The 26,636-nt window shown below is 46.7% G+C and carries 22 protein-coding genes and 1 tRNA gene; 22 read left to right on the plus strand and 1 reads right to left on the minus strand.

All coding sequences use genetic code 11. From position 1 onward, the window contains the following. The first annotated feature begins 4 nt into the window (after window positions 1–4). The 5 genes from ACTNCK_RS03350 (at window position 5) to gdhA (ending at window position 3,637) form a co-directional block, all read left to right on the plus strand. Window positions 5–652: a potassium channel family protein gene (locus ACTNCK_RS03350; protein ID WP_441080960.1), complete on the plus strand. Its 648-nt coding sequence runs from the start codon at window positions 5–7 to the stop codon at window positions 650–652. 13 nt (window positions 653–665) lie between these two features. After that, window positions 666–1,415, plus strand: a complete 750-nt coding sequence (gene pflA / locus ACTNCK_RS03355; protein ID WP_441080962.1) for a pyruvate formate-lyase-activating protein — start codon at window positions 666–668, stop codon at window positions 1,413–1,415. 82 nt (window positions 1,416–1,497) lie between these two features. Then, window positions 1,498–1,582 (plus strand) — tRNA-Leu (locus ACTNCK_RS03360). Between the two features lie 367 nt (window positions 1,583–1,949). Next, complete coding sequence (locus ACTNCK_RS03365) at window positions 1,950–2,096, plus strand: hypothetical protein (RefSeq protein WP_441080963.1); 147 nt, start codon at window positions 1,950–1,952, stop codon at window positions 2,094–2,096. A 185-nt stretch (window positions 2,097–2,281) separates the two neighbouring features. Continuing rightward, window positions 2,282–3,637, plus strand: a complete 1,356-nt coding sequence (gene gdhA / locus ACTNCK_RS03370) for an NADP-specific glutamate dehydrogenase (RefSeq protein ID WP_441080964.1) — start codon at window positions 2,282–2,284, stop codon at window positions 3,635–3,637. Between the two features lie 159 nt (window positions 3,638–3,796). On the opposite strand, the gene ACTNCK_RS03375 is transcribed toward gdhA, so the two are convergent. Next, complete coding sequence (locus ACTNCK_RS03375; protein ID WP_441080965.1) at window positions 3,797–5,143, minus strand: MATE family efflux transporter; 1,347 nt, start codon at window positions 5,141–5,143, stop codon at window positions 3,797–3,799. An 82-nt stretch (window positions 5,144–5,225) separates the two neighbouring features. Between ACTNCK_RS03375 and ACTNCK_RS03380 the strand changes: the two genes are divergently transcribed. From ACTNCK_RS03380 to ACTNCK_RS03460, 17 genes are all read left to right on the plus strand, one after another. Beyond that, window positions 5,226–5,849, plus strand: coding sequence for a ribonuclease H1 domain-containing protein (locus tag ACTNCK_RS03380; RefSeq protein ID WP_441080966.1), 624 nt, complete (start codon window positions 5,226–5,228; stop codon window positions 5,847–5,849). A 6-nt stretch (window positions 5,850–5,855) separates the two neighbouring features. After that, entirely contained in the window at window positions 5,856–6,968 is a 1,113-nt protein-coding gene (locus ACTNCK_RS03385; RefSeq protein WP_441080967.1) for a prephenate dehydrogenase, read from the plus strand. Window positions 6,969–6,987: 19 nt separating this feature from the next. After that, window positions 6,988–8,265, plus strand: a complete 1,278-nt coding sequence (aroA, locus tag ACTNCK_RS03390; protein ID WP_441080968.1) for a 3-phosphoshikimate 1-carboxyvinyltransferase — start codon at window positions 6,988–6,990, stop codon at window positions 8,263–8,265. Between the two features lie 87 nt (window positions 8,266–8,352). After that, on the plus strand, window positions 8,353–10,767 hold the full coding sequence (leuS, locus tag ACTNCK_RS03395; RefSeq protein WP_441080969.1) for a leucine--tRNA ligase: 2,415 nt from the start codon (window positions 8,353–8,355) through the stop codon (window positions 10,765–10,767). Between the two features lie 56 nt (window positions 10,768–10,823). After that, complete coding sequence (locus ACTNCK_RS03400; protein ID WP_441080970.1) at window positions 10,824–12,035, plus strand: NADP-dependent isocitrate dehydrogenase; 1,212 nt, start codon at window positions 10,824–10,826, stop codon at window positions 12,033–12,035. A gap of 7 nt (window positions 12,036–12,042) precedes the next feature. Next, window positions 12,043–13,962 (plus strand): ribosomal protection-like ABC-F family protein, encoded by a 1,920-nt coding sequence (gene abc-f, locus ACTNCK_RS03405; protein ID WP_441080971.1) that lies wholly within the window; start codon window positions 12,043–12,045, stop codon window positions 13,960–13,962. Then, on the plus strand, window positions 13,952–14,575 hold the full coding sequence (locus ACTNCK_RS03410) for a redox-sensing transcriptional repressor Rex (RefSeq protein ID WP_441080972.1): 624 nt from the start codon (window positions 13,952–13,954) through the stop codon (window positions 14,573–14,575). Before abc-f ends, ACTNCK_RS03410 begins: the two co-directional genes overlap by 11 nt. Window positions 14,576–14,591: 16 nt before the next feature. Further along, window positions 14,592–15,374 (plus strand): hypothetical protein, encoded by a 783-nt coding sequence (locus ACTNCK_RS03415; RefSeq protein ID WP_441080973.1) that lies wholly within the window; start codon window positions 14,592–14,594, stop codon window positions 15,372–15,374. After that, on the plus strand, window positions 15,313–16,200 hold the full coding sequence (locus ACTNCK_RS03420) for an NAD(P)H-hydrate dehydratase (protein ID WP_441080974.1): 888 nt from the start codon (window positions 15,313–15,315) through the stop codon (window positions 16,198–16,200). Before ACTNCK_RS03415 ends, ACTNCK_RS03420 begins: the two co-directional genes overlap by 62 nt. After that, complete coding sequence (gene alr / locus ACTNCK_RS03425) at window positions 16,201–17,358, plus strand: alanine racemase (protein WP_441080976.1); 1,158 nt, start codon at window positions 16,201–16,203, stop codon at window positions 17,356–17,358. 5 nt (window positions 17,359–17,363) lie between these two features. Further along, window positions 17,364–18,200 carry a hemolysin family protein gene (locus ACTNCK_RS03430; RefSeq protein ID WP_441080977.1) on the plus strand — a complete coding sequence of 279 codons (837 nt, stop codon included), beginning with the start codon at window positions 17,364–17,366 and terminating at the stop codon, window positions 18,198–18,200. A gap of 63 nt (window positions 18,201–18,263) precedes the next feature. Further along, window positions 18,264–19,004 carry a YebC/PmpR family DNA-binding transcriptional regulator gene (locus tag ACTNCK_RS03435; RefSeq protein ID WP_441080978.1) on the plus strand — a complete coding sequence of 247 codons (741 nt, stop codon included), beginning with the start codon at window positions 18,264–18,266 and terminating at the stop codon, window positions 19,002–19,004. Window positions 19,005–19,031: 27 nt separating this feature from the next. Continuing rightward, window positions 19,032–20,495, plus strand: a complete 1,464-nt coding sequence (locus ACTNCK_RS03440) for a glycogen synthase (protein WP_441080979.1) — start codon at window positions 19,032–19,034, stop codon at window positions 20,493–20,495. 13 nt (window positions 20,496–20,508) lie between these two features. Then, entirely contained in the window at window positions 20,509–23,067 is a 2,559-nt protein-coding gene (locus tag ACTNCK_RS03445; protein WP_441080980.1) for a DNA translocase FtsK 4TM domain-containing protein, read from the plus strand. A gap of 14 nt (window positions 23,068–23,081) precedes the next feature. Then, on the plus strand, window positions 23,082–24,752 hold the full coding sequence (locus ACTNCK_RS03450) for a formate--tetrahydrofolate ligase (RefSeq protein ID WP_441080981.1): 1,671 nt from the start codon (window positions 23,082–23,084) through the stop codon (window positions 24,750–24,752). Between the two features lie 114 nt (window positions 24,753–24,866). Continuing rightward, window positions 24,867–25,706, plus strand: a complete 840-nt coding sequence (folD, locus tag ACTNCK_RS03455; RefSeq protein ID WP_441080998.1) for a bifunctional methylenetetrahydrofolate dehydrogenase/methenyltetrahydrofolate cyclohydrolase FolD — start codon at window positions 24,867–24,869, stop codon at window positions 25,704–25,706. A gap of 6 nt (window positions 25,707–25,712) precedes the next feature. Further along, window positions 25,713–26,636: a chitobiase/beta-hexosaminidase C-terminal domain-containing protein gene (locus ACTNCK_RS03460; RefSeq protein ID WP_441080982.1), complete on the plus strand. Its 924-nt coding sequence runs from the start codon at window positions 25,713–25,715 to the stop codon at window positions 26,634–26,636.

A 26,636-nucleotide genomic window follows, 5' to 3' on the forward strand; every position in this document is an offset into this window, starting at 1 on the left:
CAAAATGAAATCAATACTGCTTATCGGACTCGGACATTTCGGGACACTGATCGCGAAGGAAATAAATACACTCGGCCATCAGGTTATGGCAGTTGACAAAAATGAGGACAGGGTCAATGCAGCCCTTCCTTTTGTTACAGATGCCCTGATAGGTGACAGTACAAATGAGAGTTTCCTCAATTCACTCGGAGTAAACAACTACGATGTATGCATAGTGACAATAGGAGGAGATTTCCAGAGCTCACTAGAGACTACATCTCTTCTAAAGGAGCTGGGAGGAAAGCTTGTTGTGGCAAGGGCTGACAGGGAGGTTCAGGAGAAATTTCTGCTGAGGAACGGAGCTGATGAGGTCGTAAATCCTGAAAAGCAGATAGCCAGATGGACTGCGATCAGGTTTACATCAAGCTACATTCTCGATTATATAAAGATCGACGACGACCATGCCATCTTCGAGGTAAAGGTACCGGCTGAATGGGTCGGACTGCAGGTAAAGGAGCTTGAGATCCGCCAGAAATTCGGCATAAACATCATGGCCATCAAGGAAAATGGCGATATGAATGTGACAGTCTCTCCAGATGATATACTGAGGGAGGACGAGACGCTTCTGGTTCTCGGAGAGCATAAGGCCATAAGAGAGTGCTTTCATCTGTAAGGAAAGGAATAATATGAGTGATATAAAAGCAAGAGTACATTCGCTGGAGAGCTTCGGCTCGGTTGACGGTCCGGGAATCAGGTATGTGATCTTCCTGCAGGGCTGTAACTTCAGATGCAGATACTGCCACAATCCGGATACCTGGAATCCTGATGGTACGAAAAAGACAAAGCCGATGGAGCTTTCGGCCGATCAGCTTATAGAAAAGGCGCTTAAGTACAGGCCCTACTGGGGTCAGGAGGGAGGCATAACCGTAAGCGGCGGTGAAGCTCTGCTTCAGATCGATTTCCTGCTGGAACTTTTCAGGAAATGTCACGAGAAGGGAATAAACACCTGCCTTGATACCTCGGCCGGGCCATTTACAAGAGAGGAGCCGTTTTTTACAAAGTTTAAGGAGCTGATGTCTGTTACTGACCTCGTGATGCTTGATATAAAGCAGATCTTTGACGACGATCATATAAAGCTTACAGGTCATACAAACAAAAATGTCCTGGATGCGGCTGTCTGGATGTCAGAAAATGGAGTTCCTATGTGGATCCGCCACGTGCTTGTTCCGGGAATCACTACAGATGAAAAGGAATTAAAGGCGCTCAGAGAGTTCATAGATACCCTGAAGACAGTGAAAAGAGTAGAAGTATTGCCATATCATACGCTAGGCGTCTATAAGTACGAGGAGCTCGGTATCCCTTATACACTGAAGGATGTGAACCCACCCACAAAGGAGCAGGTGGATACGGCAAGAAAAATTCTTGGAGCACAATAAAATGCCTGTTACTTTTGATAAAGTGCTTGACACAGGATCATAAAAAGAGTAAAATCATATCGTTCGCGTGAGCGGATCGAATGCAGGAATGGCGGAATTGGCAGACGCGCAGGCTTCAGGTGCCTGTGGCTATTGCAGTCGTGAGGGTTCAAGTCCCTTTTCCTGCATTATCAAGGGATTGCTGATATATTCGGCAATCCCTTATTTTATGCGGCTTTCAGGGCGATTTCGGCCTTCCGGTTCATGCAGGAAATTACCGATTTTGACCACTTTTTCCGATGTTTCGTACACGACTCGTAGACAGAATCTGAGCATTCTGCTATAGAGGATAGAAATAAGGGCTCATTGACAGGCGATTACTCTTATCTTCCAGGCTGTGTGACCAATAAAGAACTTCTGACAATAGACAGCATATTATGAGGAAAGGGGCCCATATTATTTGCTGATATAGATATACTTTCCGAAGACAACACAGATGAATTGAGTTTTCATTTAATTGAAAGATGGAGGGATTAGTGAGGAGAATAAGAATTGATGCAGTTGCCAAAAAGACATTATCAGTTAGCGAATACAGATAAGTGGATTTCTCCTGGAGAATATAATGGAACAAAGGGGGTATGGGAGCTTGTGGTAAATACAAAGACAAAAACAGTCTATCACATTCTGTTCAGAAAGAGCTGAGGCTTTTTTGAAAATAATTCGGGATCATTCATTCGAATATTATAGAGTGATGAATAATTTTTTCTTTACATCAGAGATGTTTATGCTATAATATTTTTTGTGTGTGAGCCGCGGACTTGTGTAAACGGCACATAGACAGGTGACGCTTGTATTATAGGAAAAAGAAAAGAAAGGAGCTTTAAACGATGAAGTTTAAAAGCAGCTATCTGCAGCAGGTCTATGACGGACTTGAGGCAAGGAATCCTGAGCAGAAGGAGTTCTTAGAGGCAGTAGGAGAGGTTCTTGAGTCTCTTGAGCCGGTAGTAGAGAAGAATCCTAAGCTCGAGGAGGATGATGTTATCGGACGTCTGGTCGAGCCTGAGAGAGTGATCCTCTTCAGGGTACCATGGGTAGATGACAATGGCAAGGTTCAGGTCAACCGTGGATACAGAGTACAGTTTAACTCAGCAATCGGACCATATAAGGGAGGACTTCGTTTCCATCCTTCAGTAAATCTGTCAATACTTAAGTTCTTAGGCTTTGAGCAGATCTTCAAGAATTCCCTTACAGGACTTCCTATCGGAGGAGGTAAGGGTGGATCTGACTTCGACCCTAAGGGAAAGAGCGACAGAGAGGTAATGAAATTCTGTCAGAGCTTTATGACAGAGCTCTGCAAGCATATAGGAGCAGACACAGATGTTCCTGCAGGAGATATCGGAGTAGGTGGACGTGAGATAGGCTATATGTACGGTCAGTACAAGAGACTCAGAAATGAGTTTACAGGTGTTCTTACAGGAAAGGGACTGACTTATGGCGGCTCCCTTGCCAGAACTGAGGCTACAGGATACGGACTCTGCTATTATACAGAGGAAGCCTTAAAGACTCTTAAGAATGATTCATTCAAGGGTAAGACAGTAGTCATCTCAGGATCAGGAAACGTAGCTATCTATGCCTGCCAGAAGGCTACAGAGCTCGGCGGTAAGGTCATCACTATGTCCGATTCGAACGGATATATCGTAGCACCTAACGGAATCAAGCTCGACGTGGTAAAGCAGATCAAGGAAGTCGAGAGAGGACGTATCAAGGAGTATCCTGCACGTGCAAACGACGGTTCAGAGTACCATGAGGGATGCTCTGGAGTATGGGGCACCAAGGCTGATATCTATCTTCCATGCGCAACTCAGAACGAGATCGATGAGGAGAGCGCAAAGAAGATCGTAGCTAACGGAGCTATCGCTGTCTGCGAGGGAGCAAATATGCCGTCCACTCCAGAGGCAATTGCAGTATACAAGAAGGCAGGTATCATGTTCGGACCTGCAAAGGCAGCAAATGCCGGTGGAGTAGCTACATCAGCTCTCGAAATGAGCCAGAATTCAGAGAGACTTTCATGGACCTTCGAGGAGGTTGACTCAAAGCTTCAGGGAATCATGAAGAGTATAGTTCACAATTCCATTGATGCAGCTGCTAAATATGGCTTTGATGGTGACCTTCAGGTCGGAGCCAATATAGCAGGCTTTGAAAAGGTAGCAGATGCAATGCTTGCTCAGGGAATAGCATACTGATACCAGAGAAATAATACTAACGGAGAAATAATGAAAACGGGCTGCAGGGATAATCCCTGCAGCCTGTTTTTATGTATCATATTAAGAGCAATAGTAAACGGTGTTTTTATAAGTGTCTCGCAGGTACTGCCTTTTGTTGTGGCAGAGGAAAACGACTGATCAGGAGAGCTTACTGTTTATCTTTTTCTGCTCTATCACAAAGTAGATGATGATAAGAGAAGAAGCAGCGATATAGCTTATAGGATAGCATCTGAGAAGAAAGGTGATGTCCCGGTTCCCTGTAATGAAGGTCCAGAATATCCTGAAGATGCAGATGCTAAGAGTGTTTGTTATCGTGGAAAAGACCACATGGTTTTCTGCACGCAGTGAGGACGAGAGTACATCAGATGGTATGAAGATCCAGTAGATGGGAGCTATGACCTTTGAGATTCTGGCGCCGATGGTTATGACAGCCTGGGATCTGGTAAACATGGAAATAAGAAAGGGAGCGGCTGATACTATGACTATGGCAGCGATCACAGAGAGCACAAGCTCCATTCCTATTACATCAAGGATAGCCCGTTTTATCCGCTGAGGTTTTTTTGCACCATAGTTCTGACCGACGAAGGTAGTTATAGAGACAGAAAAGGCCTCAGTAATAAGCCACCAGAAGGCATCTACCCTTCCATAGGCAGTCCAGGCAGCAACGGTATTTGAACCCATACGGTTTATAGAGGTCTGCAGTATCATATTTGATATAGTAAACATGCTTACGCTTATCGCAGTAGGCAGGCCGATCTTTAAAATATTTGAAAGGATAGGGAGATTTATGTGAAGTCTTTTAAGAGATAGCTTCATGGCACCTGTCCTAAAGACCAGAAGCCAGGTCACAAGGGCTGCGGAAACTCCCTGAGAGATCACTGTAGCGATACCGGCACCAGCTACCCCTATTTTGAGTACGGCGACAAGCCAGAGATCCAGCGCTATATTTATCACACAGCACACTATAAGTATATAGAGAGGACGCCTCGAATCACCTATAGCGCAGAGTATACCTGAGCCTATATTATAGATCAGGATAAAGGCAAGGCCGGCCATCAGTATCCGCAGGTAGGTAAGGGAGCCCGGGAAAAGATCATCCGGAGTACCCAGCAGATGAAGAAAGGCCGGAGCCAGAAGAACTCCTGCTGTCCCTAGTATAAGTCCGCCGGCAAGCGCAAAGGTATAGGCTGTGTGGAGGGCCTCATAAATACGCCTTCTGTCATCTGATCCGTAGGCCTGTGATATGATGACTGTTGCTCCTGAGGCAAGCCCCATAAAGAAGGTGATCACAAGCTCTATTATAAGTCCTGATGAGCCACCTACGCTTGCAAGGGCAATCTTTCCGGAGAAGCGGCCGACTACAACGGCATCCACAGTATTATAGAGAGTCTGGAAAATGGCTCCTATAAGGATCGGAAAGAAAAATATAAGTATCTGCTTCCATATAACCCCGCTTGTTATTTCATTTTTTTCTGTTGATTTCATGACGACTATTATATAATGTTTCGGGGATTGCATTCAACTGTTTTTTGATATAAAGTATTTAGGACAAATGAAGGGAGATATCATGGCAGAAAAGAAACATTTCTATGCGGTGAAAAAGGGCAGGAAGACCGGTATATTTTTAAGCTGGGACGATTGCCGGAAATCAGTAAGCGGCTTCAAGGGAGCTGTATATAAGGGCTTTGTGACCAGGCAGGAGGCAGAGGAATATCTGAATCCTTGTGAGGATGATGACAGGCTTAGGGACATTCCGGAGGATAAGATGCTTATTGCCTATGTGGATGGCAGCTTCTCAAAGGATAAGGGTCGTTATTCATATGGCTGTGTTTTCATAGGGCCGGATGATAAGGTAGAGACTATGTCTGGAAGCGGAGATGATCCGGAGGTCCTTAAGATAAGAAATGTCGGCGGAGAAATGCTTGGGGCCATGCATGCAGTAAAATACGCCTATGAGCAGGGTTACAGGTCGGTGGATATCTGCTATGACTATGCAGGAATAGAGATGTGGGCAAAGGGACTATGGAAGGCCAATAATCCTCTTACACAAAAGTATGCTGCCTATATGAAGCGGATGGATACAAAGATTCCTATAGTCTACCACAAGGTGGCAGCCCATACAGGAATAGAATATAACGAGCTTGCGGACTCTCTTGCAAAGCAGGCTTTAGATCAGACAGAAAGACGGTAAGGACAGATGAAGGAACAGGTGGGATTTGATCCCGAAAAAATAGTATTCGTAGGATTAGGGCTTATCGGAGGCTCTGTTGCAAAGGCGATAAAGAAGACCTATCCCTGTATCCATCTTTATGCCACGGCAGGACATAGAGAGACTGTGGAGGCTGCATTTTATGACGGGCTGATAGAGAACAAGAGCCTCTTAAGTGATCAGGAGATAGCAGATTCTGACGCTATATTTCTCTGCTCTCCGGTGCTTGTAAATGTCGAGTATCTTTCGAGGATAAAGCCCTTCCTCTCACCTGATACCCTGATCACAGATGTGGGCTCTGTAAAGGGAGATATAGCGGCTGAGATAGACAGGCTGGGGCTTTCGGACCAGTTCATAGGAGGTCATCCTATGACAGGGTCAGAGAATACAGGCTACTCCTGTTCTGATCCCTCCTTTCTTGAAAACGCATATTATCTTCTGACCTATCAGAGCGAGAGGGCAAGGAGGATAGTTCCGTTTTTTGACAGATTCATATCGGGACTGGGAGCTATCACAATGACACTAAGGCCGGACCAGCACGATATGGCTGTTGCAGCCATAAGCCACCTGCCTCATGTGATATCGGCATCGCTTGTGAATCTGGTCAGGGAGGATAACAGGGATGATCTCTTACGTACTATAGCAGCAGGCGGCTTTAAGGACATCACGAGGATATCATCATCATCTCCAGTAATGTGGGAAAATATCTGCCTCTCCAACAGGAAGGCTATCCTTAGTATGATAGACCAGTATATGGAGCTGCTTTCGGATTTCAGATCAGAAATAGAGGACGGCAATGGAGAAGAGATAAGAGCAAGATTCCAGTCGGCCAAGGACTTCCGCGACAGTCTTCCTGTAAAGAAAAGAGGACTGCTTCCGGCAGACTTTACAATCTTCTGCGACCTCTGTGATGAGCCCGGACAGATCGCAACGGTTGCGACACTACTTGCCGCTTCAGGTATTTCTATCAAGAATATAGGTATAATCCACAACAGGGAGTTTGAGGAGGGAGTGCTCCAGATAGAGCTTTATTCCGAGGCAGACTATGAGGGAGCAAGGACTCTTCTTGAGTCACACAGCTACAGGCTTCATCTGAGATGATTATTTATGGAGAATTATAATGCATAAATGTAAGCAGCTAAGAGGAGAAATAAGGGTTCCGGGAGACAAGTCGATCTCACACAGAGGTATAATGCTTGGCTCACTGGCCAGAGGCAAGACCTGTCTGCACGGATTCTTATCCGGGGCAGACTGCCTCTCAAGCATTGAATGCTTCAGAAGGCTTGGCATTCAGATAGAAAGAGAGGGTGAAGAGGTAACCATCCATGGAAGGGGCCTTTATGGTCTAAGGGAGGCTTGCGGCTTATTAGATGCCGGAAACAGCGGGACTACCACAAGGCTTATATCAGGTATCCTTGCCGGGCAGAGCTTTACAACAGGCATCACTGGTGACGATTCGTTAAGGAAACGTCCAATGAAGAGAGTGATAGAACCTCTTGGCCAGATGGGGGCAGATATAAGATCAGCTGATGGATTCCTCCCGCTTACCATAAGAGGAGGAGGACTCCATGGCATAGACTATATATCCCCTGTAGCGTCAGCCCAGGTGAAATCCTGTATACTTCTCGCAGGTCTTTTTGCAGAGGGATCTACCTCGGTCACAGAGCCGGCTGTATCAAGAAACCATACCGAGCTTATGCTTAAGGGATTCGGGGCGGACATAAGGACAGACACGAAAAGACACTACAGCTGCATAAGGCCAGGAAGCCAGCTTACAGGACAGGATATCACAGTACCTGGAGATATCTCGTCGGCAGCATACTTCCTTGTGGCGGGACTTATCTGTCAGGACAGTGATATCCTGATAAGGAATGTGAATACAAACCCGACAAGAGCAGGGATCCTAAGTGTGATAGAGGCAATGGGAGGCAATATAGACTATATCGACAGGAGAGAAGTATCTGGAGAGGAGGTCTGTGATATAAATGTAAGGACCTCACAGCTTCATGGGACCGTGATAGAGGGAGATATAATACCGACACTTATAGATGAGCTGCCTGTAATAGCTGTTATGGCTGCCTTTGCAGATGGTGAGACCATAATAAGGGATGCTGCAGAGCTAAAGGTCAAGGAGTCAGACAGGATCGCTACTGTTTCAGAAAATCTCAGAGCAATGGGCTGCGACATCAGGCCGACAGATGACGGATTTGTGATAGAAGGGGGAAGACCGCTCCATGGAGCCCTGATCCATACCTATAAGGATCACAGGATAGCGATGAGCTTTGCCGTGGCCTCGCTTGCAGCAGACGGTGAGAGCGAGCTTGACGATTATGCATGCGTTGATATTTCCTATCCGGGATTCTTCAGGGATCTGTCCGGGCTTTGTGGCAAATCTTGACAAATCCCTTTGTTATGCTAAAATTTTAATATTGTGCCGGGCAGTAAAGGCGGCCGGGGCAATTCTTTTTATACATTGGAGGAAATAATGGATACTATTTATAACCATCGCGCCATAGAGGATAAATGGCGCAGGATCTGGGAAGAGAAGCCGGTAAATCCAAAGGACGATAAGAAGCCTAAGTATTACTGTCTGGATATGTTTCCATATCCGTCAGGAGCTGGACTGCATGTAGGACACTGGAGAGGCTATGTTATCTCTGATGTATGGAGCAGATATCAGATAATGCATGGGAAGTATGTGATCCACCCTATGGGCTGGGATGCCTTCGGACTTCCTGCAGAGAATTATGCCATAAAGACAGGTCAGCATCCTTCTATCTCAACAGCAAAGAATATTGCAAATATAAAGAGACAGGTAAAGCAGATAGGCGCAGTCTATGACTGGGACATGGAGATAAATACCACAGATCCCAGCTACTACAAATGGACCCAGTGGATCTTTGTACAGATGTTCAAGCACGGACTTGCCTATGAGAAGCAGATGCCGCTCAACTGGTGTCCGCACTGCAAGGCGGTTCTGGCAAATGAGGAGGCAGAGGGAGGAATCTGCGAGAGATGCGGAACCCCTGTCACAAAGAAGAACCTTCGTCAGTGGATGCTGAAGATTACAGCCTATGCAGACAGGCTGCTCGACGGCTTAAAGGATCTCGACTGGCCGGAAAAGGTCAAGAAGATGCAGACAGACTGGATAGGACGTTCCTACGGGGCAGAAGTGGATTTCCCGCTCAAGGATCAGCCTGATAAGCATATCACGGTATTCACGACGAGGCCAGATACTCTCTATGGAGCTACCTTCATGGTGCTCTCACCTGAGCATCCTATGGTAAAGGAGCTTACAACAGAGGATAAAAGAGAAGAGGTAGAGGCTTACTGCAGCCAGGCAGCAAATAAATCAAATGTAGACAGGGTGCAGAATAAGGAAAAGACCGGAGTATGGACCGGATCATATGCCATCGATCCTCTAAACGGTGCAGAGGTGCCGATCTGGATTTCAGACTATGTTCTTGCTGATCATGGTACCGGAGCCATCATGTGTGTTCCTGCCCACGACCAGAGAGACTGGGATTTCGCCAAGAAATTCGGCCTTAAGATAATCCCTGTAATAAGTCCAGACGGATCCGACATGAAGGATATGAAGGAGCCATATGTAGAGGCAAAGGGCAAGATGATCAATTCCGGCGACTGGAACGGAATGGATTCTGACAAGCTGAAGGCTGAGGCTCCAGACATGATTCAGAAGATGGGTCTTGGAAAGAGGACAGTAAACTACAAGCTTCGTGACTGGGTATTCTCCCGTCAGAGATACTGGGGTGAGCCTATCCCGATAATCCACTGTCCTAAGTGCGGAGCAGTTCCGGTTCCGGAGGAGGATCTTCCTGTAGTGCTTCCGGATGTGAAGTCCTACCAGCCAACAGATACCGGAGAATCACCGCTGGCTTCGATGGAGGACTGGGTAAATACCACCTGCCCGTGCTGCGGGGGCCCGGCTAAGAGAGAGACCAATACAATGCCTCAGTGGGCAGGATCATCATGGTATTACCTGCGTTATGTGGATGTGCATAATGACAAGGAGCTTGTAAGCCGTGACAAGGCTGATAAGTATCTGCCTGTAGATATGTATATAGGAGGAGTCGAGCATGCAGTCCTCCATCTGCTCTATGCCAGATTCTGGACAAAGTTCCTCCATGATATAGGAGTAGTGGATTTCGACGAGCCATTCCATAAGCTCTTCAATCAGGGTATGATTCTGGGCCCTAAGGGGATCAAGATGAGTAAATCACTTGGAAATGTGGTTTCCCCAGATGACATGATAGAAGATTATGGCTGTGATTCTCTTCGTATGTATGAGCTGTTCATAGGACCTCCTGAGCTTGACAGTGCCTGGGATGACAGAGGGATCGAGGGAATCAACAGATTCTTAAAGAAGGTCTACAAGCTTGTCATAGAAGAAAGCGCAAAGGATGCCCCGGAGACAAAGGAGCTGATCCGTCTCAGAAACCAGATGGTAAAGACTATCACCACAAGACTCGAGGCCTTCTCACTGAATACAGTAGTATCAGGATTTATGGAGTATACAAATACTCTTACAGATATTGCAAAGAAAGGCGGAGTCGATAAGAAGACACTTGAGACACTTGCGGTCCTTCTCGCTCCGTTTGCCCCGCATCTGTCAGAGGAGCTGCATCAGCATCTGGGATACACAAGCTCTGTATTTGAAGAAAAGTGGCCAGAGTGGGATGAGAAGCTTACAGAGGAAGATGAGATAAAGATGCCTGTCCAGATAAACGGAAAGACAAAGGCAGTCATATCCCTTCCAAAGGACATAGACAAGGAGAGCGCCTTAAAGGCAGCCAGAGAAGAAATATCTGACAGACTGACAGGAAACGTGGTAAAGGAGATCTTCGTCCCGGGCAGGATCATAAACTTTGTCATGAGGTAAGGATGGCTAACTCCTAACCCACAAGCTCTACCCCCTCAGAAGGAAAGGACCTACACATGGAAAAGATTACAATGACAACTCCCCTCGTCGAGATGGACGGGGACGAGATGACCCGCATACTCTGGAAGATGATAAAGGACGAGCTGCTTCTTCCTTTTATAGACTTAAAGACCGAGTATTATGACCTCGGCCTTAAGCACAGGGATGAGACCGATGATCAGGTGACTGTTGACGCAAGCAATGCGACAAAGAAGTACGGAGTAGCAGTCAAGTGCGCTACCATCACACCGAATGCTGCCCGTGTAGAGGAGTATGGCCTGAAAAAGATGTACAAGTCCCCTAACGGGACCATCCGTGCTATCCTTGACGGAACTGTTTTCAGGGCTCCTATTATCGTAAAGGGCATCGAGCCAAATGTAAAGACCTGGGAGAAGCCTATTACTATCGCCCGTCATGCCTACGGCGATGTCTATCGTGCTACCGAGATGAAGATAGACGGACCGGGAAAGGTAGAGCTCGTTTATACAAGGGCTGATGGAAGCGAGGAAAGAGCCCTGGTTCATGAATTCGACGGACCAGGTGTCGTACAGGGACAGCATAATCTGCTCTCATCTATCGAAAGCTTCGCAAGGAGCTGCTTTACCTTTGCACTTGAGAAGAAGCAGGATCTCTGGTTTGCTACAAAGGATACGATCAGCAAGAAGTATGACCATACATTCAAGGATGTCTTTGCCGATCTCTACGAAAAGGAATACAAGCAGAAGTTCGAGCAGGCCGGTATCACATACTTCTACACTCTTATCGATGATGCGGTTGCCCGTGTGATGAAGAGCCATGGCGGATTTATCTGGGCCTGCAAGAACTATGACGGAGATGTAATGAGTGATATGCTCTCATCAGCCTTCGGTTCACTGGCAATGATGACCTCGGTGCTCGTATCTCCTCAGGGCTACTATGAGTTTGAGGCTGCACACGGTACTGTACAGAGACATTACTACAAATACTTAAAGGGTGAGGAGACATCGACGAACTCTGTAGCTACCATATTTGCATGGAGCGGAGCCTTAAGGAAGAGAGGACAGATGGATGGTCTTCCTGATCTGGTCAGATTTGCCGATGCGCTTGAGAAGGCAACGATAGAGACGATCGAGTCAGGAAAGATGACCGGAGATCTGGCTCTTATCACAACGCTTCCTAACCCGACTAAGCTGAACAGTAAGGATTTCATCCTTGCCATAAGAGAAAATCTCGAGAAAGAATTAGGTTGATCCAAATATGATATTAAGTGTATCTGATCTGACAAAAAGCTTTGGAGACAAGGTCGTTTTTAAGGACCTTTCCTTTCAGATAAGAGAACATGAACACGTGGCCATTGTAGGTAACAATGGCTGCGGTAAATCAACGCTTCTTAAAGTCATAGTGGGCCAGGAGCCCGCTGACTCGGGAAGCGTTGTTTTTGCTAAGGACTCTACTTTCGGTTATCTGGCCCAGTATCAGGATGCAGATTATCCGGGTACCATCTATGAGTATGTCTACCATGCGAGGGAGGATATCCTTTTAATGGAGGATAAGCTCAGAGAAATGGAGTCTGATATGAAGACTGTAGGAGGGGATGATCTGGCCCGTCTTATGGATTCATATCAGAAGCTAAGTCATGAGTATATGCTTTATGGTGGTGACTCCTATCTGTCGAGAGTGGGTGGCACGCTAAAGGGTCTTGGCTTTACAGAGGACGATTTTGACAAGAGGATGTCGGAGGTGTCAGGAGGACAGAAGACAAGGGTTGCCCTATCGAGACTTCTCGTGACCAACCCCGATCTTTTGCTCCTGGATGAGCCTATAAACCACCTGGATCTGCGTTCAATCGAATGGCTTGAGAATTTCCTTGTAAACTACAGCGGTGCCGTGATCATAGTTGCCCACGACAGATATTTCCTTGACCGGACGGTCAGTAGATGCATAGACTTATCTGACCAGAGGGCGCATGACTATAAGGGCAATTATTCTGCCTTCATGAAGCAGAAGGATCTCTTCCTGCTGACAAGGGAAAGGGAGTTCGAGAAGCAGCAGAAGAAGATCGAGCATGAGAAAAAGGTAATAGAAAAGCTGGAAAGCTTCAACCGGGAGAAGTCAATAAAGAGGGCGGAAAGCCGTAAGAAGGTCCTCGATAAGATAGAGGTAATCGAGAAGCCAAAGGAAGCTGACAAGGCTATGAGGCTTTCACTTTCTCCTCTCTCATCGAGCGGAAAGGATGTCCTTACTGTGACAGATCTGTCCAAGTCCTTTGACGGGACAGAGGTCCTTAAGGACATATCGTTTGATATAAAGCGCGGTGAGAAGGTAGCTCTTATTGGAGACAACGGTATTGGGAAGTCTACTGTCCTTAAGATCATAAATGATATATTCCCTGCGGACTCCGGAAGTGTAAGGATAGGAGCCGGAGTAACAATAGGCTACTACGATCAGGAGCAGCATGGATTCGATGAGGACAATACTCTTTTTGATGAGATGCAGGGAGCCTATCCGTCTCTTAATAATACAAGGGTAAGAAACGTTCTTGCTGCCTTTCTTTTCAGGGATGATGAGGTCTATAAAAAGATAAGGGACCTGTCCGGAGGTGAAAGAGGACGTATATCATTAGCCAAGCTTATGCTTTCCGGAGCTAATTTCCTGATACTAGACGAGCCTACCAACCATCTGGATATGGATTCAAAGGAGATACTGGAGCATGCCATAAACAATTACGATGGCACGGTCCTTTATGTTTCTCATGACAGATACTTTGTCAACCAGACAGCAAGCCGTATCCTGGAGCTTAGGCAAGACGGGATCCACCAGTATCTTGGGAATTATGACTATTATCTGAAAAAACGTGAAGAGATAAGGACTGACTTTGGTATAAGCAAAAAGAAGGCAGAGGAGACCATGGAAAAGGCCTCCGCCGGCTCCGCCGATGACTGGAAGAAGCAGAAGGAGGAGGCTAGGGCAAGGCAGAAGAAAGAGAGAGAGGCCAAAAGGATAGAGGAAGAGATAGAAAAAAAGGAAGCGGAGAAAGAGAAGATCAATGAGGAATTCAGTGATCCGGCGACAGCCAGAAACTCCGCCAGACTAAATGAGCTTACTGAAAAGCTTTCGCTACTTGATGAAGAATTAAAAAAGCTATATGATGATTGGGAAGGGGTTTATGGAGAATAATATTTCTCAGGCCGTGATCAGACGGATGCCAAGATATTACAGATATCTGGGAGAATTACTGGAGAACGGGGTAGAGAGGATCTCTTCAAAGGAGCTTTCAGAGCGGATGCAGGTCACTGCGTCTCAGATAAGGCAGGATCTGAATAATTTCGGAGGCTTCGGCCAGCAGGGCTATGGCTATAATGTCGAGTTCCTCTATGAGGAGATAGGAAGGATCCTTGGCCTTACAAGGGTCCATAATGTGGCCCTGTTCGGAGTAGGAAATCTGGGCGCAGCCATTGCCAATTATGTGAATTTCGAGAAGCTGCCCTTTCGTATGATAGGCCTCTTTGATGTCGATCAAAAGAAAAAGGACAGGATAGTTGGCGGGATACCTGTGATGATGATAGACGAGTTCGAGGACTTCATAAAGGAGCACAGGGTAGACATAGCAGTGCTTACCCTGCCTAAGGATGCGGCAATGCCAGTAGCCGAGCGTCTTGTGAGTCTTGGCGTGAGAGCCTTCTGGAATTTCGCCCATGTGGATCTGATGGTGCCTGATGATGTGGTAGTAGAAAACGTGCATCTGTCTGATTCGCTGATGCAGCTTTCATATAATATGTCTGGCAGATAAGCCCTGGAGGGATAATATGGATCTGGAGGAAGTTAAGAGGAGAGTATCTGATACCAAGATACCTGTTCTGGTCCTTGACCAGAAGTGGCACAGACTCTTTGCGCTCGAGGGCAAGCCTGATGAAATAAAGACCTCAGAGGTCGCATTAAATGAGCTTCTAAAGGAGCAGGGCGGACTCGGGAATGAGCTTAAGGAGCTTAAAAAGGTAAAGAAGAAGCTAATGGCCAATATAGTAGATCATGTAAATGAGGCAGGATCTACCAATGTCACCAAGGATGCCTCTATGATTGACGAGACAAATCGAAGGATAGAGGAGATAGAGGACAGGCTCTTAGAGCTTCCAAAGGAGATAAAGAATGCAAACAATCAGCTGATGGAGCGTACTGTAGAGTTCGCCTATCAGAGGATGAGGACAAATACAGACGAGATAAATGAGATCTCGGAATGGATAAAGGATATCAGGGTAAAGCTCAAGAAAAATATAATAAGAAAGCAGAACCGGGAGATAAATAACCGTGAGATCTATTCCTATATGCACGATATCTTTGGCAAGGATATGGTGACGCTTTTTGATATCACGGATGATGATCAGATAGTGCTTACCAGCAAGGACTCATATATGTCGGGACATTCTGCAGAGGATAATGAAAACGATAAGGAGGATACTCCGGGAGAATGGAGATCAAAAGGTGCGCTCGGCAATCCTTTATCGTCTGTAAGGAAGGGAGGGGCAGCCGGTGAAAAAATGGATCCTGAAAAGACAGGAGATAATAAAGCTTCTTCCGGAAAGGAAGGATGACAGCAATAAGGGGACCTATGGAAAGCTTCTTATCATAGCAGGAAGACATGAATGTGCTGGCGCAGCCATATTAAGCACTCTTGCTGCAATGCGGTGCGGGCTTGGTATGGTAAAGGTAATAAGTGATAAGGGGAATTTCCAGCCGCTTATGAGCATTGTCCCCGAGGCTCTCTTTTCATCGGATACCTCAGCTGATTCCATACTAAAAAGTCTGTCCTGGGCGGATGCAGCCCTTATAGGACCAGGGATCGGCATGGATGAAAAAGCAGAGGAGCTCCTGCTTGCCCTGCTAAAAAGCCGGGGTATTCCGCTTGCTGTAGATGCGGACGGGCTGAATCTGATCTCACAGGATCATACGCTGCTGCTACTTTTGAAGGAAAAGGCCAGGACAGATCCTGTGATACTTACGCCTCATCTTATGGAGATGAGCAGACTATGCGGTAAGACCATATCATGGCTTAAGGAGCATAGGGAGGAGGCTGCAACAGAGTATTCTAGGCAGTATGGCGCAGTGATAGCGCTTAAGGATGCGATCACAGTCACAGCGGCACCTGACGGAGAGCTTATCATAAATACTACAGGAAATAACGGTATGTCAACGGCGGGAAGCGGCGATGTGCTTTCAGGTGTCATAGCTTCATTTCTGGCCCAGGGATGTAAGGCCCTTGAGGCGGCAGGCCTTGGAGTATATATACACGGAGCTGCAGGAGATATGGCAGCGGCGAGGTACGGAGTGAGAGGAATGAAGGCTCTTGATATAGCAGAGTCACTGGCAACTGTACTTATGCAGTGTGACAGGATAAAGGATAAGGAAAAGGAAGCATAAATGGACTTTTACAGAATATGCGCCAAGGTAGATCTCGACGCGATAGAGCATAATATAAGAGAAGTAAAGAATAGATGCAGAGAAGAAAAAATGTATGCGGTCTTAAAGGCAGACGGCTACGGTCACGGCGCAGTTCCGATCGCTAAGGATCTGGAAAATGATCCGGATATATACGGATATGCAGCAGCCACAGCAGAGGAGGCCTATGAGCTCCTTGATGCCGGAGTCAGGAAACCTATTCTCATCCTTGGCTTTACCTTTACCCATTCATATGAGAGGATAGTAAGACAGGAGGTGCGTCCTGTCATCTTTTCAAGAAAGATGGCGATGGATTATGCCGATACAGCGAGGCGGCTGGGGAAAAAGGTATACTGTCATATAGCTATAGATACCGGAATGGGCCGTATAGGATATCCTGTGACTGAGCAGGCAGCAGATGAGATAGCAGAGCTTTTCTCTGACCCGGTCCTTGTGCCGGAGGGGATATTTACCCATTTTGCAAGGGCAGATGAGAAGGATATGACATATACCAATATGCAGTATGACAAATTCTCTAAGATGATAGATATGCTCCATCAGAGAGGCCTTGATTTTTCCATAAGACATTGCTGCAATTCTGCTGCTTCAATGTATTATGACAGGGATAAGCTCGATGCGGTAAGGCTTGGTATCACGATGTACGGCATGTGGCCCTCGGATGATGTAGACCACAGCTTCCCGCTTGAGCCGTCTCTTACACTTGTATCCCATATAGTGCATTTAAAGACCCTGCCAAAGGGAAGCTCTGTAAGCTACGGAGGGATCTATGTGACTGATGGTGAGAGGAGGATAGCAACAGTTCCTGTCGGATACGCTGATGGATATCCAAGGTCCCTGTCCAATAAGGCAGAGGTGATAATCCGTGGGAAGAGATGCCCTGTGGTCGGACGTATCTGCATGGATCAGATGATGGTCGATGTGACAGACGTCCCGGAGGCAGCCAATATGGACCAGGTGACCCTGATAGGAAGGGATGGAGATCAGGAGATCACTATAGAGGAGCTTGGCAGGATATCGGGAAGGTTCAACTATGAGCTTGCCTGCGATCTGGGGATCAGGATACCGCGCCTTTACTACAAGGGCAAAGAAATGGTTGAGAAGAAGAAATTCTTCAGATAGGGCTTATGAGTATTTTTTCAAAGAATAAACAGAAGCGGACGCTGCATAACCTTGATCCCAACGTGACCGAGGAGGACATAATGTCCATGGTCAATGAAAGCCATGAACAGGGTAATCTCAGGGCCTCAGAGGCAGAAATGATAGAGAATATCTTCGCCTTTGATGACAAGGATGCAAAGGATATAATGACTCACAGATCAGATATTTTTGCCCTTGACGGGGAGATGACCTTAAGGGATGCCATAGCTGTCTTCGATAAGAGCCATTATTCCAGATTCCCGGTATATCTTAAGGATCTTGACAATATAATCGGGACTATCCATATGAAGGAGCTCTTTCATTTCGCGATAACAGACACCGACAGGACCAGAAAGATCCGCGATATTGACGGACTTATAAGAAAGGCAGAGTTCATACCGGAAACCCACTCCATAAACACCCTCTTTACCCAGATGCAGTTCCAGAAGCTTCATCTGATGATAGTCGTTGATGAGTATGGACAGACATCTGGCATCATCACTATGGAGGATATCATAGAAGAGATTGTCGGAAATATCCAGGATGAGCATGACCTCGATGAGAGACTTATAGTAGAAAAGGCTCCGGGGGTATATATAATAAGCGGAAAGGCACCGCTTACGGAGGTGTCAGAAAGGCTTGGGATCGATCTTACTGAACCGATAGAGTCGGAGATCGAGACGCTGAACGGACTCCTGCTCTATCTGTACGGACATGTCCCGGAGGAAAATGCCCATTTCAAGCTAAAGGCATTCGGATATATATTTGAAATCTTAAATGTCCACGAGAGGGTCATAACAAAAGTAAAGGTATGGAAGGCTTGAAAGAAGAACCATATAATGGTAAAATATTTAAGTTAAATAAGATGGAAAGGATATTTATTCAAAATGTCAGGACATTCAAAGTTTGCTAATATCAAGCACAAGAAAGAAAAAAATGACGCCGCAAAGGGAAAGGTATTCACAATTATAGGACGTGAGATAGCTGTTGCGGTAAAGGAGGGAGGTCCTGATCCTGCAAATAACAGCAAGCTCCGTGATGTGATCGCGAAGGCCAAGGCTGCAAATATGCCTAATGATACTATAGACAGAGGTATAAAGAAGGCTGCAGGAGATGCAGGGAGCGTCAATTACGAGACTGTCACCTATGAGGGATACGGCCCGGGCGGAACTGCTATAATAGTAAAGGCTCTTACAGACAATAAGAACCGTACAGCCGCAAATGTAAGGAATGCTTTCTCAAAGGGACACGGAAATATAGGTACACAGGGGTGTGTATCATATATGTTTGACGAAAAGGGTCAGATCATCGTCGATAAGGAAGAGGCCGATACAGACGCCGATACTCTGATGATGGAGGCTCTTGACGCAGGAGCAGAGGATTTTGTCGAGGAGGATGACAGCTATGTGATCACGACTGATCCGGCTGATTTCTCAGATGTAAGACAAAAGCTCGAGGATCAGGGACTGCCTATGGCTGACGCCCAGGTCACCATGATCCCTCAGACCTATGTGACTCTTTCGAGTGAAGAGGACAAGACCAATATTCAGAGGATACTTGACTGGCTCGACGATGACGACGATGTCCAGGAGGTATATAATAACTGGGAAAATGACAGCGAGGAATGATCTCCTCACGATAAAGGAGGCAATGCTATGAAGAAGATTCTTTTTGCCGCAAGTGAATGCTTTCCGTTCGTAAAGACCGGAGGACTGGCCGATGTAGTTGGCGCTCTCCCCAAGGAATTTGACAAGGAGAACTGGGATATAAGGGTTGTGATCCCTGACTATACCTGTATACCGCCGAGATTTCGTGACAATTTCAAGTTCAAGACCAGCTTCCAGATGTCGGGCGGACCTCTTATGGGTGAAAAGTATGTTGGCGTTATGGAGTATGAATACGCAGGCGTCACCTATTATTTCATCGACAATCTTGAGTATTTCGAGTGCTTCTATCCATATGGAGACACCAGATACGATATAGAGAAGTTCATCTATTTCGACAAGGCAGTCCTGTCCATGCTTCCGGTGATCGGCTTCAAGCCTGATATAATCCACTGCCATGACTGGCAGACAGGCTTTATTCCGGTCTATCTGAAGAATGAATTCCAGGGTAATGAGTTCTTCTGGGGTATGAAGACTATTATGACGATCCACAATCTCAAGTTCCAGGGAGTCTGGGATATAGAGACAATAGAGGGGCTTTCGGGATTTCCGTCATATCTGTTCACACCGGACAAGCTCGAGTTCAATAAGGCAGGGAATATGCTTAAGGGCGGTCTGGTCTATGCAGACTATATCACGACAGTTTCTCAGACCTACTGCGAGGAGATCCAGACGCCTTATTACGGCGAGGGACTCGACGGACTTCTGTCATCAAGACATTTCGATATGCAGGGAATAGTAAACGGTATCGACTATATTACCTATGACCCTTCGACAGATATGTCAATATTCAAACAGTATGATGTTTCCTCCTTCCGCAGGAACAAGAAGATAAATAAGGAAAAGCTCCAGGAGGAGCTGGGGCTTACTGTGGACGGAAAGAAATACATGATAGGTCTTGTATCGAGACTTACCGATCAGAAGGGGCTCGATCTGATAAACTACTGTATGGACGGTATAGCAGATGATAATACCCAGTTCGTAGTAGTTGGTACCGGAGAGAACCGCTATGAGAATATGTTCCGCCATTATGCATGGAAGTATCCGGATCGGATCTCAGCCAATATCTATTACTCAGAGGATATGGCAAGGAAGCTGTATGCTGCGGCAGATGCCTTCCTTATGCCGTCACGGTTTGAACCATGCGGACTTACCCAGCTGATAGCCTTCAGATACGGAACCATTCCTATCGTAAGGGAGACAGGAGGACTGAAGGATACAGTAACTCCATACAATGAGTATGAGAAGACCGGGGACGGCTTCTCATTCAAGAACTATAACGGAGACGAGATGCTAAATATCGTCAATTATTCCAAGGAGATCTATTTCACGAAGAAGGTCGAGTGGAATAAGATGGCGGAGAGAGATATGAAGAAGGATTACTCATGGAACGCCTCAAAGTTCAAGTATGAGGGGCTCTACAATTATCTCTGCGGAGATACACAGAAAGGTTAATACAAGGCAGCAAATGTCAGGCACAAAGAAAAAAAGGAAAGGCACTAAGGGTTCCACAAGCGCGAAGGGCGCCTCGGGAGTCAATAGAGATGTATATCTCTGGCTTTCCCTTGCAGTCTGCACACTGCTGCTACTCAGCAATTTCGGGCTCGGAGGGAAAGCGGGAAATGTTATAAGCCGTTTTCTCTTCGGGCTTTTTGGCGCGATAAATTACGTGCTCCCGATAGGACTTCTTATCGGGATTTTTTTTGCTATATCGAATAAGGGCAACAGGATAGCCGAGGTAAAGCTCTGGGCATCCGTTCTTTTTATAATCTTCCTGGACGGGATCATAGATCTGTTCGGATACGGATCAGATCTGCCTTCGCCAGGCAGGGCATATCTTATTTCCTATAGAGACAGAACAGGCGGAGGGTTTTTCGGAGCTGTAACGGCTCTTATTTTTTCAAAGGCCTTCGGAGCTCTTGCCGCAGGAATCCTGCTTCTTATCTTCATGATCATATGCACTGTGCTTATCACAGAAAGGGGATTTCTAAGTCACCTTATAGACAGGAAGGATAAGGACATACAAAGGCCAGCCCGGGAGGATAAGAAAAGGGCAGAAGAAAAACCGGACAAGCCTCCTGCCAGGAAAAGAAAGGCGATAAAGGGCGTAGCCCTTACTCCGTCATTCATTAAGAATGAGAAGGTAAAGGACCATAAGGACGGACTAAGGGAGATCACTGCCGATCAGATAGAAGATGATGACAAGGCAGATGATAAGGAGATAGAGCTGCCACAAGAAATAGAGAAGCAGGAGGTTGACCTCCATAGCGGATGCGAGGTGAAGACGAATATACATATTCCTGATGAAAGGCCGCCTGAGCCTGATCCGGTAGTTCCTGATCCAGAAGATATAGAAGCATCGCCTGTTGAGGCAGCAGAAAGCGGTCAAGACAGCAGAAAAGAGCCAGAGTCATTGCAGCAGGAGGAGACATTTTATGAAGCACCTGTGGAGCAGAAGACAAAAGAGCCTGCTTGTTGCGCTACAGCTACTGATCCATCCATTGATAAGAGTCTTCCAAAGAAAAAGGACTACATCTTTCCGACTTTTGACTTGCTAAAGCAGGAGAAACAGAATGGAAATGCGAATACAAGGGAGTCCCTGCAGGAGACAGCAGACAAGCTTTCAACGACTCTCCATAATTTCGGGGTCAATGCACAGGTGACAGAGGTGACCTGCGGACCTACTGTCACAAGGTTTGAGATCCATCCTGAGATAGGAGTAAAGGTATCAAAGATAGTAAACTTAGCCGATGATATCAAGCTTAACCTTGCTGCATCAGATATAAGGATAGAGGCACCTATCCCGGGAAAGAGTGCCATCGGGATAGAGGTTCCCAACAAGCATACTCAGGTAGTGCCGTTCAGGGAGATGATGGAGTCAGATGAGTTCCGTAAGACGAAATCAAGGATAGCCTTTGCAGCAGGAAAGGATATAGCCGGAAAGGTAATAGTATCTGATATAGCAAAGATGCCGCATCTTTTAATAGCAGGAGCTACAGGCTCAGGAAAGTCGGTCTGCATCAATACCATAATCATGTCAATCCTTTTCAAGGCCAGACCTGATGAGGTCAGATTCATAATGATAGATCCCAAGGTGGTCGAGCTTTCTATCTATAACGGTATCCCTCATCTGATGACTCCGGTGGTAACCGATCCTAAAAAGGCAGCCGGAGCCCTCCAGTGGGCAGTAAACGAGATGACCGACAGATACAAGAAATTCGCCCAGACCGGTGTCCGTGATATAAAGGGCTACAATGCCAGGATAAAAAATGGTAAGATAGGAGTCAGGGACAAAAACGGAGAGACCGTAATGGTTGAGACCGAGAGGATGCCTCAGATAATCGTCATAGTAGATGAGCTGGCTGATCTGATGATGCAGTGTCCCAAGGAGGTAGAGGGAGCCATATGCCGGCTGGCCCAGCTTGCGAGAGCCTGCGGTATTCACCTGGTAATAGCTACCCAGAGACCGTCGGTAGATGTCATCACAGGACTCATAAAGGCAAATATGCCAAGCCGTATAGCCTTTGCGGTGACAAGTGGTGTGGATTCCCGTACCATACTTGATATGAACGGGGCTGAGAAGCTTCTGGGCAAGGGAGATATGCTCTATTTCCCTCAGGGACTTTCAAAGCCTGAAAGAGTCCAGGGAGCCTTTGTCCCTGACGAGGATGTGTCGAGGGTAGTCGATTATATCAAGAAGATGAATGGCGGTGATGCAGAGTACGACAGCAGCATAGAGGAGTCGATCGAGGAAAGTACTCCTGCCTCATCTGGGGCTGACAGAGATGGAAATAATGATTTCGACCAGCAGGACCAGTATTTCGCTGATGCTGCTTATCTGATAATAGACAAGCAGAAGGGATCTATCGGTATGTTGCAGAGGAATTTCAAGATAGGCTTCAACAGGGCGGCCCGGATCATGGACCAGCTCGAGGAGGCCGGAGTGGTCGGAGCTGAGACAGGCACCAAGCCACGCGCAGTTCTTATGACAAAGGAAGAGTTCGATAACTATCTGGAAGGTATATGAAACAGGAGGCAAGAATGAAGTCAGACATCGAGATAGCACAGGAAGCCGAAAAGCTAAGGATCGAGGAGGTCGCAGAAAAGGCCGGCATACCTCGCGATTCACTTGAGTTCTATGGTAAGTACAAGGCAAAGCTTTCAGAGGAATATTTACGGGAGCTTGATAAGAAGGAGGATGGCAAGCTGGTCCTTGTCACCGCAATAAATCCTACTCCGGCAGGTGAGGGTAAGACCACTACTACGATAGGACTTGTTGATGCTCTTAACAGACGTGGTGTAAAGACAGTTGCTGCCCTAAGAGAGCCTTCACTCGGACCATGCTTTGGTATAAAGGGAGGAGCTGCCGGAGGCGGCTATGCCCAGGTGGTCCCTATGGAGGAGCTGAACCTTCACTTCACAGGTGATTTCCATGCTATTACGAGTGCCAACAATCTGCTTGCAGCCATGCTTGACAACCATATCCAGCAGGGCAATGAGCTTGGCATCGATCCAAGAAGCGTGGTCTGGAAGCGCTGCATGGATATGAATGACAGGGTGCTTAGAAATATCGTCGTAGGTCTGGGCAGAAAGCCGGATGGAATGCCTCGTGAGGATCATTTCGTTATCTCGGTAGCAAGCGAGATCATGGCGATCTTTTGTCTGGCAGATGATCTTCATGACTTAAAGGAGCGCCTTAAGAAGATAATAGTTGCCTACAATTTCAAGGGCCAGCCGGTCACTGCAGAGGACTTGAAGGCAGTAGGCGCTATGGCAGCCCTTCTTGTTGATGCTATAAAGCCTAACCTGATCCAGACCTTAGAGCACAATCCGGCCATAGTCCATGGAGGACCTTTTGCAAATATAGCGCATGGCTGCAACTCTGTCCGTGCTACAAAAGCAGCAATGAAGCTTGGTGATATAGCAGTCACAGAGGCAGGCTTCGGAGCCGATCTCGGTGCTGAGAAGTTCTTTGATATCAAGTGCAGGAAGGCCGGACTTCATCCTGATGCTGTAGTCCTCGTTGCTACTATAAGGGCTCTTAAGTATAATGGAGGTATCCCTAAGGATCAGCTCAAGGAGGAAGATCTCGATGCTCTTAAGAGGGGAATAGTAAATCTGGAGAAGCACATAGAAAACCTGAAGAAATACAAGGTCCCTGTGATCGTAACCTTGAATTCCTTCGATACTGATACAAAGGCAGAAATCGCCTTTGTAGAGAGCTTCTGTAAGGAAAGAGGAGCAGAGTTCGCTCTCTCAGAGGTCTTCGCAAAGGGAGGCGAGGGAGGACTGGCTCTTGCTGATAAGGTTATAGGGACACTAAAGACTAAGAAGAGCGATTTTGCTCCGCTTTACCCGGATGATTTGCCGCTTGAGCAAAAGATCGAGACTATCGCGAGGGAGATCTACGGTGCAGACGGAGTAAGCTATGCTCCGGCCGCAAAAAAGGAGCTGATAAAGCTTAAGGACCTGGGAATGGATTCTCTTCCTGTCTGCATGGCAAAGACACAGTATTCTCTGTCAGACAATGCAAAGGCACTTGGCAGGCCGAGCGGCTTTACTGTAAATGTAAGGGAGATCTACCCATCAGCAGGAGCCGGTTTTGTCGTAGCAGTTCTTGGAAATATCATGACAATGCCTGGCCTTCCAAAGCATCCGGCAGCAGAGAATATCGATGTGACAGATGATGGAAGGATTGTTGGGTTGTTTTAGTAGGTGTTGAGGTGAGAGGTGAGAGGTGCGAGGCCGCTGTCTGAGGCTTTAAGTTTCGAGATGAGAGCAAGCTGAAAGCGAATCTCGAACCTGGTGAAGAGAAAGAGAAAATATATAATGAATATTATTGATGGAAAGAAGATCTCTACGGAGATCAAGGATGAGGTAAAGCAGGATGTAGAGGCCCTCAAGGCAAAGGGGATAAAGCCATGTCTTGCAGTAGTTCTGGTAGGAGATGATCCGGCCAGCAGGGTCTATGTCAGGAATAAGATAAAGGCCTGCGAGTATACAGGGATCAAGTCGGTCTCAGTCACAATGCCAGCCGATACGAGTGAGGATAGTCTGCTTGAAAAGGTAGCAGAGCTTAATGCAGACAGGTCAGTGCATGGAATACTTGTCCAGCTTCCTCTGCCTGCCCAGATAGATGAGCAGAAGGTGATAAATGCGATAGATCCAGATAAGGATGTGGATGGATTCTCACCTGTATCAGTCGGAAGGCTGTCTATCGGCCTTAAGGGATTTACCTCCTGCACACCAGCAGGTATAATAGAGCTGCTCAAAAGAAGTGGCATAGCAATAGACGGCAGGACCTGCGTGATCTGTGGAAGGAGCAATATAGTAGGAAAGCCTATGGCAATGCTTCTTTTAAGAGAAAACGGAACAGTCACGGTCTGCCATTCCCATACCAGGGACTTAAGGGCAGTCACAGGCGAGGCAGACATCCTTATAGCAGCAATAGGAAAGCCTAAGTTTTTTACAGCAGACTATATAAAGGATGGAGCAGTAGTAATAGATGTCGGAATGGACCGTGACGAGAACGGAAAGCTCTGTGGAGACGTGGATTTCGATTCTGTAAAGGATAAGGCATCATATATCACTCCTGTCCCGGGAGGGGTAGGACCGATGACTATTGCCATGCTTATGAAAAACTGCGTGGAGGCAGCCCAGGAGTAGCGGCCTATGAAGAAGAAGCTTTCGATCGGAATCATAATAGTGATAGCGCTGATGGGACTTATATATTATCAGTACACCACATCATTCTCCTACCAGTATACACAGGGGAGAGCAGCCGAGACAAAGAAGGAATACAGCAGTGCGGTGCTGCATTACAGAAGGGCTCTAGAAAAGAAGCCTGAGGATGTAAGGACCCTTTATTCTCTGGGAAATGTCTACTCAAGGCTTGGTGGTCAGAAGGAGCTTGCCAAGTCATTTCTGCTCAAGGCAGTTTCCCTGGACGGGAACTATACCCAGGCTTTTTCTCTTCTCCTGAAGCTCTATGAGAGCGACGGAGACTATGATTCGATGGAGAATGTGCTTAAGTATGCTGATGGAGAAGAGACTAAGGCAGTGTTCAAGGACTTCCTTATTAAGCCTCCTGTATTCTCACAGCCATCGGGAAGCTATGACGATGATATAGTCCTTACACTTGAGACGCCTGAGGACGAGAGCGATTATCAGATATTCTATACGACGGACGGCAAGGCTCCGAACGGGGTTCACGGACATCTCTATGACGGGTCCTTGTATCTGACAGAGGGCAAAAACGTCGTGAAGGCCGTATGCAGGAATACCAATGGCAAGTTCGGAGAGGTCGAAAAAAGGGTATACCGGATAAAGTACAAAACTCCGGCAGAGCCTAAGGCTGATCCGAATGGTGGAAAGTTTACAAAAAAGAAAAAGGTGACCCTGACGGCCGATGACGGATGCTTTATCTATTATTCCTGGAGCAGGAAGAGCAGGACACCCGATGCATCAGATCATAAGTACAGTGAGCCGATTGAGATACCAAAGGGATATCATGTTCTGTCGGCAGTGGCCATAGATCGTCATGGCAAACGGAGTAAGGTTTATCATATGGGGTTTTCATATTACCCGGATAAGTGA

Origin of the sequence: Candidatus Weimeria sp. HCP3S3_B5 (assembly GCF_052064335.1) — a bacterium.
Classification (GTDB): domain Bacteria; phylum Bacillota; class Clostridia; order Lachnospirales; family Lachnospiraceae; genus Weimeria.

Bases quoted from the DNA above. Each gene is read 5' to 3' on its own strand.
- ACTNCK_RS03375 (WP_441080965.1), bottom strand. From the start codon at position 5,143: ATGAAATCAACAGAAAAAAATGAAATAACAAGCGGGGTTATATGGAAG.
- alr (WP_441080976.1), top strand. From the start codon at position 16,201: ATGGACTTTTACAGAATATGCGCCAAGGTAGATCTCGACGCGATAGAG.
- ACTNCK_RS03445 (WP_441080980.1), top strand. From the start codon at position 20,509: ATGTCAGGCACAAAGAAAAAAAGGAAAGGCACTAAGGGTTCCACAAGC.
- ACTNCK_RS03415 (WP_441080973.1), top strand. From the start codon at position 14,592: ATGGATCTGGAGGAAGTTAAGAGGAGAGTATCTGATACCAAGATACCT.
- ACTNCK_RS03430 (WP_441080977.1), top strand. From the start codon at position 17,364: ATGAGTATTTTTTCAAAGAATAAACAGAAGCGGACGCTGCATAACCTT.
- ACTNCK_RS03450 (WP_441080981.1), top strand. From the start codon at position 23,082: ATGAAGTCAGACATCGAGATAGCACAGGAAGCCGAAAAGCTAAGGATC.
- ACTNCK_RS03385 (WP_441080967.1), top strand. From the start codon at position 5,856: ATGAAGGAACAGGTGGGATTTGATCCCGAAAAAATAGTATTCGTAGGA.
- aroA (WP_441080968.1), top strand. From the start codon at position 6,988: ATGCATAAATGTAAGCAGCTAAGAGGAGAAATAAGGGTTCCGGGAGAC.
- ACTNCK_RS03460 (WP_441080982.1), top strand. From the start codon at position 25,713: ATGAAGAAGAAGCTTTCGATCGGAATCATAATAGTGATAGCGCTGATG.
- pflA (WP_441080962.1), top strand. From the start codon at position 666: ATGAGTGATATAAAAGCAAGAGTACATTCGCTGGAGAGCTTCGGCTCG.
- ACTNCK_RS03410 (WP_441080972.1), top strand. From the start codon at position 13,952: ATGGAGAATAATATTTCTCAGGCCGTGATCAGACGGATGCCAAGATAT.
- ACTNCK_RS03440 (WP_441080979.1), top strand. From the start codon at position 19,032: ATGAAGAAGATTCTTTTTGCCGCAAGTGAATGCTTTCCGTTCGTAAAG.
- gdhA (WP_441080964.1), top strand. From the start codon at position 2,282: ATGAAGTTTAAAAGCAGCTATCTGCAGCAGGTCTATGACGGACTTGAG.
- leuS (WP_441080969.1), top strand. From the start codon at position 8,353: ATGGATACTATTTATAACCATCGCGCCATAGAGGATAAATGGCGCAGG.
- ACTNCK_RS03400 (WP_441080970.1), top strand. From the start codon at position 10,824: ATGGAAAAGATTACAATGACAACTCCCCTCGTCGAGATGGACGGGGAC.
- ACTNCK_RS03365 (WP_441080963.1), top strand. From the start codon at position 1,950: ATGCAGTTGCCAAAAAGACATTATCAGTTAGCGAATACAGATAAGTGG.
- abc-f (WP_441080971.1), top strand. From the start codon at position 12,043: ATGATATTAAGTGTATCTGATCTGACAAAAAGCTTTGGAGACAAGGTC.
- ACTNCK_RS03350 (WP_441080960.1), top strand. From the start codon at position 5: ATGAAATCAATACTGCTTATCGGACTCGGACATTTCGGGACACTGATC.
- ACTNCK_RS03380 (WP_441080966.1), top strand. From the start codon at position 5,226: ATGGCAGAAAAGAAACATTTCTATGCGGTGAAAAAGGGCAGGAAGACC.
- ACTNCK_RS03435 (WP_441080978.1), top strand. From the start codon at position 18,264: ATGTCAGGACATTCAAAGTTTGCTAATATCAAGCACAAGAAAGAAAAA.